11 protein-coding genes are annotated in these 12,831 nt (G+C 69.4%); 7 read left to right on the top strand and 4 right to left on the bottom strand.

Going from position 1 to position 12,831, the window contains the following annotated elements:
* Positions 1 to 106: 106 nt before the first annotated feature.
* The 3 genes from ACQUQD_RS07190 to ACQUQD_RS07180 are packed head-to-tail and all read right to left on the bottom strand — an operon-like array spanning position 107 to position 3,679.
* Positions 107 to 1,687, bottom strand: a complete 1,581-nt coding sequence (locus tag ACQUQD_RS07190; protein WP_428951119.1) for an FAD-dependent oxidoreductase — start codon at positions 1,685 to 1,687, stop codon at positions 107 to 109.
* Entirely contained in the window at positions 1,684 to 2,406 is a 723-nt protein-coding gene (locus ACQUQD_RS07185; protein WP_428951118.1) for a methyltransferase domain-containing protein, read from the bottom strand. The genes ACQUQD_RS07190 and ACQUQD_RS07185 overlap by 4 nt, the downstream gene beginning before the upstream one ends.
* A 25-nt stretch (positions 2,407 to 2,431) precedes the next feature.
* Entirely contained in the window at positions 2,432 to 3,679 is a 1,248-nt protein-coding gene (locus ACQUQD_RS07180) for a lycopene cyclase family protein (RefSeq protein WP_428951117.1), read from the bottom strand.
* A 157-nt stretch (positions 3,680 to 3,836) separates the two neighbouring features.
* Here ACQUQD_RS07180 and ACQUQD_RS07175 point away from each other — a divergent pair, with 157 nt between their 5' ends.
* From ACQUQD_RS07175 to ACQUQD_RS07160, 4 genes are read left to right on the top strand one after another with little or no spacing between them, the layout of a single operon-like run.
* Positions 3,837 to 5,096 carry a polyprenyl synthetase family protein gene (locus ACQUQD_RS07175; protein ID WP_428951116.1) on the top strand — a complete coding sequence of 420 codons (1,260 nt, stop codon included), beginning with the start codon at positions 3,837 to 3,839 and terminating at the stop codon, positions 5,094 to 5,096.
* Positions 5,093 to 6,631 (top strand): phytoene desaturase, encoded by a 1,539-nt coding sequence (locus ACQUQD_RS07170; protein WP_428951115.1) that lies wholly within the window; start codon positions 5,093 to 5,095, stop codon positions 6,629 to 6,631. The genes ACQUQD_RS07175 and ACQUQD_RS07170 overlap by 4 nt, the downstream gene beginning before the upstream one ends.
* The gene (locus ACQUQD_RS07165; protein ID WP_428951114.1) at positions 6,628 to 7,656 is read left to right on the top strand and encodes a phytoene/squalene synthase family protein; all 1,029 of its coding nucleotides are present in this window, start codon (positions 6,628 to 6,630) and stop codon (positions 7,654 to 7,656) included. The genes ACQUQD_RS07170 and ACQUQD_RS07165 overlap by 4 nt, the downstream gene beginning before the upstream one ends.
* Positions 7,653 to 8,660, top strand: coding sequence for a DUF5914 domain-containing protein (locus tag ACQUQD_RS07160; RefSeq protein ID WP_428951112.1), 1,008 nt, complete (start codon positions 7,653 to 7,655; stop codon positions 8,658 to 8,660). The genes ACQUQD_RS07165 and ACQUQD_RS07160 overlap by 4 nt, the downstream gene beginning before the upstream one ends.
* Positions 8,661 to 8,837: 177 nt before the next feature.
* Here ACQUQD_RS07160 and ACQUQD_RS07155 read toward each other — a convergent pair whose 3' ends face one another.
* Entirely contained in the window at positions 8,838 to 10,169 is a 1,332-nt protein-coding gene (locus ACQUQD_RS07155) for a glycosyltransferase (RefSeq protein WP_428951111.1), read from the bottom strand.
* Between the two features lie 337 nt (positions 10,170 to 10,506).
* Between ACQUQD_RS07155 and ACQUQD_RS07150 the strand changes: the two genes are divergently transcribed.
* The 3 genes from ACQUQD_RS07150 (at position 10,507) to ACQUQD_RS07140 (ending at position 12,804) form a co-directional block, all read left to right on the top strand.
* Positions 10,507 to 11,085 (top strand): fasciclin domain-containing protein, encoded by a 579-nt coding sequence (locus tag ACQUQD_RS07150; protein ID WP_428951110.1) that lies wholly within the window; start codon positions 10,507 to 10,509, stop codon positions 11,083 to 11,085.
* 113 nt (positions 11,086 to 11,198) lie between these two features.
* Positions 11,199 to 12,101 (top strand): oxygenase MpaB family protein, encoded by a 903-nt coding sequence (locus ACQUQD_RS07145; RefSeq protein ID WP_428951109.1) that lies wholly within the window; start codon positions 11,199 to 11,201, stop codon positions 12,099 to 12,101.
* Between the two features lie 19 nt (positions 12,102 to 12,120).
* The gene (locus ACQUQD_RS07140; RefSeq protein WP_428951108.1) at positions 12,121 to 12,804 is read left to right on the top strand and encodes an SDR family NAD(P)-dependent oxidoreductase; all 684 of its coding nucleotides are present in this window, start codon (positions 12,121 to 12,123) and stop codon (positions 12,802 to 12,804) included.
* The last annotated feature ends 27 nt before the right edge of the window (positions 12,805 to 12,831 follow it).

Raw genomic sequence — 12,831 nt, 5'->3', positions numbered from 1 at the left:
CTGCGCCGCCGGCTCGAAGGCATCGCAGCGAATGCAGTCGGCCACACCCGGAGCCAGGGGCAGTACTGCTGTTGCGGCGGCGGAAAAGAGACGACCGCTGCCGCCCTCACGGCACGGGCAGAACGGCATCACGTGCAGAGGGTGCACCGCGGCCAGCCAGGCCCCGAAGGAGCGCGTTACGGCCACGCGTCGGGACGGTCCACAGCTCATGGCCCTGAAGGCGCCACTGTCGAAGGAGCGCGTTGGCCGCGAGCATGCCGGTGGTAGCGGCTCGCTCCATCAGCGCCACCGGCAAATCGGTACGCACGAGGTCGCCCGCGACCATGAGGAAGGGATGGGATGTCCCCACGGTGGGGCGGTCGACATATCCGCCCGCGGCGAACATCGGGCAGTCCTGGCGCCACTCATGACGAGCGTCGATGATGCGTGCGGTGCCCGTCTCGGGATACAGCTGATGCAACTGGTCGATGGCGTGGTTCTGTTCGGTCAGCATGTCTGCGTTGTCCGGGAGAGCGTAGGCATGCAGTTCGACGACGGACCCGCCGGTGCGCTGTGACCAGGTGCGTGCCTCGTGTTCCCAGCGCTCCAGCACGCTGACGTTGTCGAGGTTGCCGTAGCCACTCGTGCCGAGGAAACCTGCGCGGTCGGCGGCGACCGGCCGGTCCAGCCATAGGCGGGACACCAGGAAGGCCGGTGCGGTCCGCAGGCGCGCGATGCGGGCGTACCAGGAGGGGTCCGCCAGGCCCGGGCTTTGCTGGATCAGGTACTGCAGGCCGTTGCTGTCGAGAGCGAGAACGCACGCGTCGTCGTGCTGCGTGTGGGTGCCTGCCGTGAGCTGGAAGCCGCCCTCTGACGTTGCGGCGACGTGATCGACCGAGGTCGACACCTTTACCTCGACACCCAGGCTCTCCAGGTAGTGATGCAGGGGGTTCCACAAGGCGGTCGGGAAGGGATCGGTGGGCACGTCGAACAGGAGGCCTTCGGCGGAGCCCAGGAAGTAGATGTGAAACATCAGCACCATCTCGGCGGCCGAGAGGTGTCGTGGATCGGCGAAGAAGCTGCGCGAGAACACCTCGAAGGCCAGGTGATGGGCGGCCTCAGGGAAACGGATCGAGGCCAGGAAGTCGTGCGCACTAACCGAGTCGAGCTGCTCGTAGACCTGCGGGACACGCACGTCCATGAGGGGGAGAGCAGCCCGTGCGTTCATCCGCGGCAGGTCGGAAAGAGCAAAGGTCGGACTCGTCACGGCAAATCCAAGGGCGCTCCATGGCGGGGTTCGTGGGACGCGTCGGAAGCTGTCCTTCACCCCACTGGCGTGCCAGAGCGGATAGTCGGGCAGCTGTGTCAGCCGTTCCAGATGGGGGTCGGTGCGGCGCAGCAGAGCGCGCAGGTTGTAGTACTGACGGAAGAAGGCGTGGAAGCCGCGGCTCATGGTGACCGACGAGCCGTCGGCGAGCTGGGTGCTCCAGCCGGCCAGGCGGCCGCCGAGTGTGGCCTCCCGTTCGAAGAGGGTGACCCGCACGCCGCGTTCGGCCAGCGCGACAGCGGCCGCGATGCCGGCGATGCCTCCGCCGATGACCGCCGTCGACGGCGGTGCGCCGGTGGCTCTGGACGCTCCGGGCACGGCCGGTACACGCACAGCCTGGCGGTCCAGGGCTCCTGGAGGCAGAGGGCGGCGGCGTTTCATGCGTGGGTACCTTCCTGCGGCACTTGGCCGACGATGGTGTGCGTGATGCCGGTCTGCCAGCCGGGCAGGGGCAGGATGCGTACTCGGACCAACCCCGCGGCGGTCAGACGGTGGGCAAAGCCGTCGGCGGTGTCGAACTCGATGACGCTGCGCCACAGGTGCCGGTACAGAGCACCGTCCCCCAGCGCGGTGGTGACAGGGAGCAGCCCCGCGCAGACCGCCGTCCACAGGGCACGATGGCGGCGTTTGCCGCTGAGCGTGTAGTCGTGCACGACCAGCCGGCCGCCTGGCGCGAGCATGCCGCGCACTGTGGACAAGACCGGGTCGGGATCGGCTGTGTTGCGGAACAGATAGGCGGCGAAGACCGCGTCGAAGGGGCCGCACACGTCCGGGTGGGCCAGGTCTTCCGCCGCCGTGTGCACAAACGTGACGGTGGGCGGCCAGCGCTTGGCGGCAGCCCGCTCCAGCATGCCGGCCGATGCATCCACGGCGGTGATCTCCGCCTCCGGCAGCACGGACAGCAGAGCGGCGGTCGAGGCGCCGGTGCCGCAGCCCAGATCCAGCACCCGCAGGCCCCTCCCAGGCGCACGGTAGCCGAGGCGGCGTACCGAGCGTCGCAGGTGGGCGTGGTAGCCGGGGTTGGCCCGCACCAGGGCGTCATAGCTGCCCGCGGCGTGGTCGAACGCGCGGGCGAGGGAGGCGTCGCGCAGGGTCGGCATGGTTCTCCTTGGCGGGACCGGCAGATCAGGGGGCGGGGGAGGGGCGCAGCGGACGCGACGGGAGCGTCACCGCGCTGCGCAACAGGGGCACGATGGGGCTGTTCAGTCCGATCAAGAGGTCCTCGTACGGTGTGGTGGCGCCGTCCAAGAACCGCAGCAGGCGTTCGGTGGGTACACGGGAGAACAGCCGCGTGAAGAAGGCCGCGCCGTCGAGGCGCCCGCTGGCCAGCGCGTGCAACAAAACCGCGTCCATCGCACGTGACCGCCTGGAGTGCGGCGCCGGCGGCACCGGACGCCGCCCTGCGCGAAGGGCAGCTGCGATGGCGGCCGTTTGGCGTTGGATGGCGGCGAAGGTATAGCCCGTGGACGGACGGGTGGCCCCGCCCGCTGCGCCGATCTTGAAGATGGACGCACCGCTCTGTCGGGCGAACTGAGCATCCGTCATAGGGATGACGCCCTCTTCGTGTGCTTCGATGCGGAAGTCACGGACATTGAGCACGGTGTGCAGGTAGGTCTCCAGGGCGCGGTTGTAGCTGTCTGCCGGCAGAACGGACGCTGAGAACTGCGTGTATTCCACCAGCGCGGTGTGGGGGCTGGTGGGCAGGACATAGCTGAAGGCCAGGCCGCGCTCGGGCTGCGGCGTGCGAAAGTCCATCAGTTCCACGGAGCCGGTGTCGAAGACCGGCCGGGGCGTGCGCACGAACCAGCCGTGAAAATGCTGCAACAGCGTGGTCCGGGCGGGCGGCAGGCTACCCAGCGGCCGGGAGTCGAACACCCAGCGCGCCGACAGCCGCTGCTGCTCGCCGTGGGCCGTGCGCACCAGCACCTGCGCGCCGTCAGCGGTCCCTTCGATCGCCTCGACCGTCCCCTCGGTGCGAGCCAAAATGCGCTGCCCGGCCAGACGTCGCTCGATGGCCGCCTCGAAGTCGGGGGAGCGGATCATCTTGTACCGCAGGGCGCCCGTGCCGGCGTCCACCAGCTGCCCGCCTGGGCTGCGCACCCGCATGCGGTTCCAGGCTGCGGAGACGGCATCGTCGTACCGTCCCGCCCCCCGTTCCCAAAAACACCAGGTCCGGGGCGCCGGCCGGAGCGGGCCGACGGGCGCCTGCACCAGCCGCACGGTGGGCGAAGACCGCCCCGCCGCGGTGCACAACCGCTCCGCCAGTGACAGCCCCGCAGCTCCCGCGCCGATGATCACCACGTCTGAGCGCACGCTCACCTCCGGCGAGTAGACCACTTGCTCCGGGAACCTTTCCCCTGCTGCTCCGATCATGGATGCGCTCTTTCGCAGATCCGATCCCAGCGGGCAGCCAGGAAACCGTCCGGTGAGCCGAGTTGCTCCGGTTGCCGCATCACGGCGCATCCGATCACGTGGATCACAAGGAATGCCCTGCAACACATCCAGTCCCTGCCACCCTGAAGGAGCCGACATGCCCCCCGATGAGGCCATGGGCGCCACCACGGCTGTTGCGCCACCCCAGGGGGCGGACCTTGAGGGCGATGGCGCTCTCGCACACCGCCGCCTGCCGGCCTCTGCGCGGGTGCGGCAGATCGACGCCGCAGTGGCGCAGACCGTGAACGACCGCCTGGAGCAGTTGCTGGCACACAGAGTCGCCCAGGCCAGCGCCGTCAACGCGACCTTCGGCGCCGACATCGCCGAACGCGTCGCCCGCTTCACGCTCGGCGCCGGGCGCCGCATGCGTCCGCAGTTCCTGTGGTGGGGTCTGCGCGCCTGCGGCCTGCCCGACAGCGCGCAGATCGATGCGGCCCTCCAGCTGGGTGCGGCTCTGGAGCTCATACAGACCTGCGCCCTGGTCCACGACGACGTCATGGACCAGGCCTCCACCCGGCGAGGTCAACCCGCCCTGCACGCCGACTGCGCCACGCAGTACCAGCTCTCCTCAGCGGCGCGTGCGAAGAACAACCGGTTCGGCGAATCGGCCGCCATTCTCGCCGGCGACCTCGCACTGGCCTGGGCGGACGACGAGGCCGCTGGCCTGCGTCTACCCCCCTGGCAGGCTGGCCAGATCCGCGACACCTGGTCGCGCATGCGCCTGGAGATGGTCGCCGGCCAGTACCTGGACATCCAAGGCGAGATCACGCAGAGCAGGTCCCTCAGCCAGGCGATCAGCGCCGCGTGCCTCAAAACGGCCCTGTACACCGTGGAACGACCGCTCCAGCTCGGCGCGACCCTTGGCAACGCGGATGACGCAACCCTGCGTGCCCTGTGCTCGGCCGGCCGCTGCGCCGGACTGGCCTTCCAGCTGCGCGACGACCTCAACGACGTCTTTGCCGAACCCGCCCCGCGTCGCGACAAGCCCCTCGGCGGCGACCTGCGAACCGGCAAACCCACCTACCTCATCGCCCTGGCCCAGGCGCGAGCAGAAGCAGACGGCGACCAGCACGCCCTGCACCTCCTGAGCCACCGACTGGGCCGGCCGGACCTCACGGACGACGACCTGGACGACATCCGGCAGGTACTGGAGCGCACCGGCGCCCGCCGCAACGTTGAGGACAAGATCCGCCGCCTCATCGCCCAGAGCACACGTCACCTGAACACCGCCCCCCTCGACCCCGACGCCCGGGCCCGCCTGCAGACCCTGATGCACCAGGCAGCCGGAACCCCCACGCCCCCAGGCGAATCCATGTGCGGCCTGCCGGCCGCCGCAGTCCAAGGAGCAGCCCGGTGAGGACCGTACGCGGAAAAACGGATCACGTCGTCGTCGTGGGCGCAGGCCTGTCCGGGCTGGCGGCCACCCTCCACCTGCTGGGCGCGGGCCGCCGCGTCACCCTCGTAGAACGCGATGACCTGCCCGGCGGACGCGCCGGACGACTGACACGCGGCGGCTACCAGATCGACACCGGCCCCACCGTGCTCACCATGCCCCACCTCGCCGACGAAGCCTTCGCCGCCGTCGGCGAACGACTGCGCGACCGCGTCGACCTCATCCCGCTCCACCCCGCCTACCGCGCCTCGTTCGCCGACGGCAGCACCCTCGACGTCCACACGGACGCGGCCGCCATGCACCAGGCCGTCGAGAACTTCGCGGGCCCCCAGGAAGCAGCCGGCTACGCCCGCCTGCGTCAGTGGCTGCAGCGCCTCTACCGAGCCCAGATGAAGCACTTCATCGACACCAACTTCGACTCGCCGCTGCAACTGCTCACCCCCGACCTGGCACGCCTGGCCGCACTCGGCGGCTTCGGCCGCATGGACGCCCAGATCGCCCGCTTCATCAAGGACGAACGACTGCGCCGCGTCTTCTCCTTCCAGGCCCTGTACGCGGGAGTGCCCCCGGCCCGCGCCCTGGCCGCCTACGCGGTCATCGCCTACATGGACACCGTCGCCGGCGTGTACTTCCCCCGCGGCGGCATGCACGCCCTGCCCCAGGCCATGGCGGACGCCGCCCAGGCCGCCGGCGCCGAACTGCGCTACGGCCAGCGTGTCCAGAGGCTGGAGCGCACCGGCGAGCGCATCACCGCCGTGGTGACCGACACCGAACGGATTGCCTGCGACGCCGTCGTCCTCACCCCCGACCTGCCCGTCACCTACCAGCTGCTCGGCCGCACCCCACGCCGCACCCTCCCGCTGCGCCACGCCCCCTCCGCCGTGATCCTGCACGCCGGAACCAACCGCACCTGGCCCCAACTGGCCCACCACACCATCTCCTTCGGGTCCGCCTGGCACCGCACCTTCGACGAGCTCACCCGTCACGGCCAGCTGATGAGCGACCCCTCCCTGCTCATCACCCGGCCCACGGCGAGCGACCCCTCCCTGGCACCGCCCGGCCGACACCTGCACTACATTCTGGCGCCCTGCCCCAACACCGACATCGGCCCCAGCCCCGCCCACTGGGGCGACCTGGCCCCCCGCTACCGCGCCGAACTACTCACCGAACTGGAACGCCGCGGCCTGGACGGCATCAGCACCGCCATCGACGAACAGTGCCTGGTCACCCCCGCCGACTGGCACGCCCAGGAACACGCCGCCGGCACCCCCTTCTCCGCCGCCCACACCTTCGCCCAGACCGGCCCCTTCCGCCCCCGCAACCTCGTCCGCGGCACAGCCAATGCCGTGCTCGCCGGCTGCGGCACCACGCCCGGCGTCGGCGTCCCCACAGTGCTGCTGTCCGGGAAGCTCGCCGCCGCGCGCATCACCGGAACCCGCACCACCCCGAATCCCCGAGCCCGCGGCACGTTCAACACCCTGAAAGGAGCGTCCTCGTGACCGCCCGAGAACTCGATGCAGCAGGCATCACCGACGCCGCTCTGCGAAGCGCCTACACCCGCTGCCGCCGGCTCAACGCACGCCACGGCAAGACCTACTTCCTCGCGACCCGGCTGCTGCCCGCCGATCGCCGCCCGGCCGTCCACGCCCTGTATGGCTTCGCCCGCTGGGCCGACGACATCGTCGACTCCCACACCGATGAACTCAAAAACAGCGAGCGCACCACGGCGCTGCAGCAACTGTCGACCAGGCTGCAGCACGGCCTCAGCACGGGCCGCAGCACCGAACCCGTCGTGCAAGCGCTCGCTGACACCGCCCACCGCTATGCGATCGACGCACGCCACTTCGAGGACTTCATGTCGGCGATGCGCGACGACCTGACCATCACGGACTATCCCACCTACGAGGATCTGCGCCGCTACATGCACGGTTCGGCAGCGGTGATCGGCCTCCAGATGCTCCCCGTGCTCGGTACCACCGTGCCGCGCGCCGAGGCGGAACCCTACGCGGCTGACCTCGGCGTGGCCTTCCAACTCACCAACTTCCTGCGCGACGTCGGGGAGGACCTCGACCGGGGGCGCGTCTACGTCCCCGCAGACTTGCTGAACGCACACGGAATCGACCGGGACCGCCTGCAATGGAGCCGTGACACCGGCCGCCGGGACACGCGCATCACCCACGCCCTCCAGGCCTTCGAAGCTCTCACCCGCGGCGTCTACCGGCAGGCGGCACCGGGCATCGCCCTGCTGGATCCGGTCTCTCGCCCCTGCATCCGCACCGCGTTCGTGCTGTACTCCGGCATCCTCGATGCCGTCGCCGCCGACGGATACAGCGTGCTGCACCGGCGGGCCGTGGTACCTCGGCGCCGCCGCGCGGCCGTCGCCGTGGACGGCCTCGCGCGTATCGTGCACGCCCGGATCAGTCACCGCTCCGCCCTCCGCCCGGATATCCGACGGGACACCAGCCCCGAGCCCGCACGAGCTCAGTTGACCATGACCTCGTCGCAGCCCCGGGGGGCGGCATGAGCAACCTGCCCCGGTCCTCCCGCTTCCCCCTGGCCCTGCGCAAGAACCCACCGCCGTGGGAACGCCAGGATCCCACCTGGCGCGATGCACGGCCCTCGGTGATCGAGGCCGCACTGAAGCGGGCGCAGGCACGGCCGTCGGGAAACTGGTACGTCGTCGGAGGCAGCGACGAGGTGCCCCGTCAGGCGCCGCTCGGGCGTACCGTGGCCGGCCGTGAGCTGGTCATCTGGCGCGACGCCGACGGCAATCTCGCCGCCGGGCCAGGTGCCTGCCCCCACCTGGGCGCCCCGCTCAAGGACAGCCCGGTGCGATGCGGCACTCTCGTCTGCCACTGGCACGGTCTCTCCTTGAGCGCCCAGGGCCAAGCCGGATGGCGCACCCTGCCCGTCCACGACGACGGGGTCCTGATGTGGGTCCGCCTGGACAGCGCAGGAGAGGAGCAACCTCTCGAACGCCCCGTCATCCCAGTGCGCCCGCCCTCGGCACGCTCGGTAGGCGCCGTCTACACCGGGATCGGGCGGTGCGAACCGGAGGACATCGTGGCCAACCGGCTCGACCCCTGGCACGGCGCATGGTTCCACCCGTACTCATTTGTCGATCTGAAGGTCATCGACAGCCCGGCCGGAGACGCCTCCGACCCCGACGTATTCACTGTCGAGGTCTCCTTCCGCCTCACCTCCCGCATCGTCGTTCCTGTCCGCGCCGCGTTCACCGCACCAGAGCCACGCACGGTCGTCATGCACATCACGGACGGGGAAGGCCGTGATTCGGTCGTCGAGACCCACGCGACGCCCATCACTGCACCCGGACACCACGCACCCCGCACCGCCGTGGTCGAGGCAGTGCTCGCCACATCCCAGCGACCCGGCTTCACCCTTGCGCGACACGCCTCCAGGGCGCTGCGCCCCCTGATGCGCGCGGCCGCTGGACGGTTGTGGCGCGATGACCTTGCTTATGCGGAACGCCGCTGGCAGCTGCGGTCACACCCCAACCTGCGCTGTTGATCCGGCGTCACGGAGGGCCCTGCTGACGCTGACACTGACTGGGCGTTCGGAGGAGGAAGCCGCTGGCTGCCGGCTCTGAAACGGCCGTGGTCAGAAGCCCCAGATACGCGCGACGAAGAACCCGGCCACCGGCGTGCACGTCGAACACGGGGCAGGCAGGAGAAACCCTGGCCAGCTCTACACCACGTGATTCATGGCTCCCAACAATCGTGCAGCTGCCCAGGCGGGACCTCGCTGCCGCATCGCGGTGCTGGCGACCATGTCCAACGGCCGCCGGCGGCCGGACCAGAGCATCTGCAGCGCGTGCGGCACCGCGTTCTCGGTCAACGCGTTGGGATCCAGGGCTGCCCCTACTCCCGCCCGTTCGGCATCTGCGGCCACGCTGAACTGGTCGCTCGAGAAGGGCAGCACCACAGCAGGCACGCCGGCCCGCATGCACTCGGTGAACGAGTTGGCGCCGCCGTGATGGACCATGGCGTCCACGTGCTCGAGCAGGGCTTGCTGCGGTACCTCCGGGGAGACCAGGCACCGTTCGCTGACCAAGTCCTCCAGTACGCCAGTGCGATTGCCTGCGGCCATGATGACGCCGACATCGTCAAACGCTCTCAGGATGCTCCGTGCCACGGTGCGCAGCACGTCATCGCGCGCGGACAAAAAGGTGCCGAGCGCTACCAGCACCACCCGCCGGGTGCGGCCACGGAGCTCAGTGAGGCGATGGGCCCACGGTGCGGGCAAGGGGTGCTGAGGCCCCACCATGTGGCCGGCGAAAAGGTGGGCCCGTCCACGGGGGCGCGCGGGCAGCCAGGGCAGGTGCGGATAGGAGTAGACCACCGCGTGAGGGGAGGTGAGGGCAAAAGCCCGCCCTGGGGGTGGCACGGCCGGGGCTGCAGCGCGTGCAACAGCCGCGAACGCCCTGGTGAAGGCTTGGTCGTTGTCTTTGACCCACGCGTGCAGCGTGGCCAGTTCCCGGGGTGCGGGGCGCATGCGGGAAGGCCAGGCGTGCGGTATCCCGAAGTAGGCGTCCTCGGCGCCGAGCACGTAGCTGGGATGACCGGGACACAAGGTCGCGTACGGCAGCTGAAGACAGTGCAGAGCCAGAGTGACGGCATAGCTCAGCTGGTCGACGACATACCAGTCGGCGCGTACGCGCCTGTGCAGAGTGCGCATGGCGGCCAGCACGGCTTCGGGGTCCGGGAGCATGTCCTCACGGCGGTGTGCGGCCTGTGTGATCAGCGCCGAGACCGCACCTCGTCGCGTGGCCTCCAGGAACGCCGAGAGACGTCTTGCCTCCTGGGCGGACTGCGCGGTGGACTCTGCAACCCCCGTATTCGCATTGCGCGTCACCACGAGTTCCTCGAACCGGGTTCCGGACTGCCGAGCCAGAGGCTCGAACTCGGGGCCGCATGCGAAGTGGACGTCGGCTCCGGCCTGACGCAGCGCCGCCGCGAGGGAGGCCAGTGGCCTCGCATGTGAGGCGAACGGCGGACTCACCACCACGATGCGCGGCATGCTCTCCCTCTCACAACGGTCGTGCACGGGTACCTGGCACAGCTGTCATTTCTGACGGGATCGCGCCCGTGGATGCACCGGGGCCGAGTGTCCAGCCGAGAAGAGAATGAGTCGCCACCGGGCCAGGCGGCGGTGGCTCGCCGACACTGCTGGCACAAAAGGGAACAAATTGCTCATGTGATGCATCCGCCTCTGGCGTCACGCTGAAAGAGATAGAGACGAGCTGACGAGCTCCCGCGATTGCCTCCCAGCAGTCGTCGCCGCTTCTCAGCAGCGCGCAGTGATCGCAGGAAAAGCCCTGCGGATGCGCCCGCCAGTTTCGTGAGGAGGGCTGATCATGACCTCTCATCCCGCTCGAACCCGCGTGCTCGTCGCTGCCGCAGTGCTTGTGGTGCCGGCGTCACTCACGGCGATCTCCCCAGCCTCCGCCGACGACATGGACGGCCCTTTCGGGTCCGCATGCTCGACGGTGCCCAAGGAGGGCGCAGGATCGTTCGACGGCATGGCCAAGGACCCGGTGGCGACGGCAGCGTCCCACAACCCGGAACTGTCCACGCTGGTCAGCGCCGTGAAAAGCGCCGGTCTGGTAGACACCCTGAACAACGCCAAGGACATCACCGTCTTTGCCCCCACCAACGATGCCTTCGCGAAGATTCCCAAGGCGGATCTGGACAAGGTCCTGAACGACAAGGAGCAACTCACCAAGCTCCTGACCTACCACGTGGTTGGCGAGCAGGTCACCAAGGACAAGCTGGCGGACGGGTCCTTCAAGACGCTCGAGGGCAGCAAGCTCACCACCTCCGGCTCCGATGACAGCTACAAGGTGAACGACACCGCCAAGATCGTCTGTGGAGACGTCGCGACGAGCAACGCCACGGTCCACATCATCGACACCGTGCTCATGCCCGAGAGTTGAGCTCGCAGATCCGTGCCGGTCCACGAGATCGCCGACGCCCGCATCCGCCACGTCGACAGATGGAGAAGGACGGGCAGCACTCGACTCACACGTCTCCTCAATGAGGTATGCGCATGGCCACCATCACGGTGCGTGCCTTCGAGCCGCTGCGCCTCCGGGCCGGTCAGATGCTGTTCGCCCGCGTCGCCGGACCGGAAGGCCCTCGTAACCGCGCCCTGATCCACAACACCCCCGGGCCGCGCTGGTTCCCGCCAGAGAGCCCGATCCGCCGCGTTCACGCGGACAGCGCCATGTTCATCGGTGGCCTCTCCGCACTGCTGCTCCAAACGCTCCACCCTGTGGCGATGGCCGCGGTCGCCGCGCATTCCGGCTACCGCGGCGACCCCTGGGGCCGGCTCCAGCGAACGAGTACCTTTCTCGCCACCGCGACCTACGCAACGGCCGACAGCGCCCAAGCCGCCTGCGACCGGCTCAACGCCGTGCACGCCAGGATTCAGGGCGTCACCGAGCAGGGCATCGCCTACCGCGCCTCCGACCCCCACCTGCTCGAGTGGATTCACATCGCCGAAGTCGACTCCTTCCTGCGAGCTCACCAACGCTTCGCTGCACAAAGGCTCACGGCCGATGAATGCGATCAGTACGTGGCGCAGATGGCACACGTCGCCCAATCCCTGGGGGTGCCCACGCCCCCGCACACCCTGCATGAGCTGCGGACCCGCCTCACGGCGTACCGCCCCGAACTGCGGGCCACACCGCAAGCACTCGACACCGCCCGCTACCTGCTGCTCAGTCCGCCGCTCCCCGTCCCCGCACTGCCGTTCTATGCAGCGTTGGCATCCAACGCGATCGCGCTGCTGCCTCCGTGGGCCGCAGCAGAGCTACACCTGCCGCGCTGGAAACGCGCAGAGCGATGGACGGTCCGGCCAACCGGCCGACTCATCACCAGCTTGATCCGATGGGCGATGCAGGTCCCCACCGAACCACCCCGCGGCCCGGTCGCGTCATCGAGCCTGTGATCCTCGAAGGAGCGCTGCCATGAACATCAACGGAACCCGCATCCTTCTTCCCGGAGCCACTGGTGAGCTGGGCAGTGCACTGGCCCGCAAGCTGCACAGCAGGGGCGCTGTCTTGTACCTCGCCGGACGCAACGAGACGGTGCTCCGCAGGCTCCAAGACCAGCTTCCCGGTGTGAGGACAAGCACCTTCGACGCCTATGACCTGGACGGGTGTGCAGCCCTGACCCGTCGAGCTGCCGAGCAGATGGGCGGCCTGGACACCGTGGTGACCTCCATCGGAGTTCCGGCCTTCGGTCCTGCCGACCGCATCAGCGACGCCGTTGCAGAACATCTCATGACAGTGAACGCGCAGGCGCCCATCGCCTTCCTGCGGGCCGCGCTACCCCTGATGGCTCCCGGCGGCGTCCTTGCAGCCATCACCGGCATAGTCGCCGGAAACCCGCCCGCTCACATGGCCGACTACGCCGCCGCCAAAGCAGCTCTCGCCGCGTGGCTGCAGGCAGTGGGCAAGGAACAGCGCAGGCGCCAGGTCGCCCTCATCGATCTGCGTCTGTCACATGTGGACACTGGTTTCGCCACTCGCGCGGCCGCGGGGCGACCACCCCGCCTGCCTCCAGGACTGCCCATCGCCGCAGCCGTAGAGCTCGTGCTGGATGCCCTCGTGGATGCCGAACCTGACCACACACACGGCCTGAACACCTGAGCGCCCCGTATTGCCCTCCGCCGCCTG

It is taken from the genome of Streptomyces sp. cg35, assembly GCF_050410835.1.
In the GTDB taxonomy this organism is placed as follows: domain Bacteria; phylum Actinomycetota; class Actinomycetes; order Streptomycetales; family Streptomycetaceae; genus Streptomyces.
Note: the sequence above shows the minus strand (reverse complement) of the source record. Positions and strands in the feature narration are given on the sequence as shown.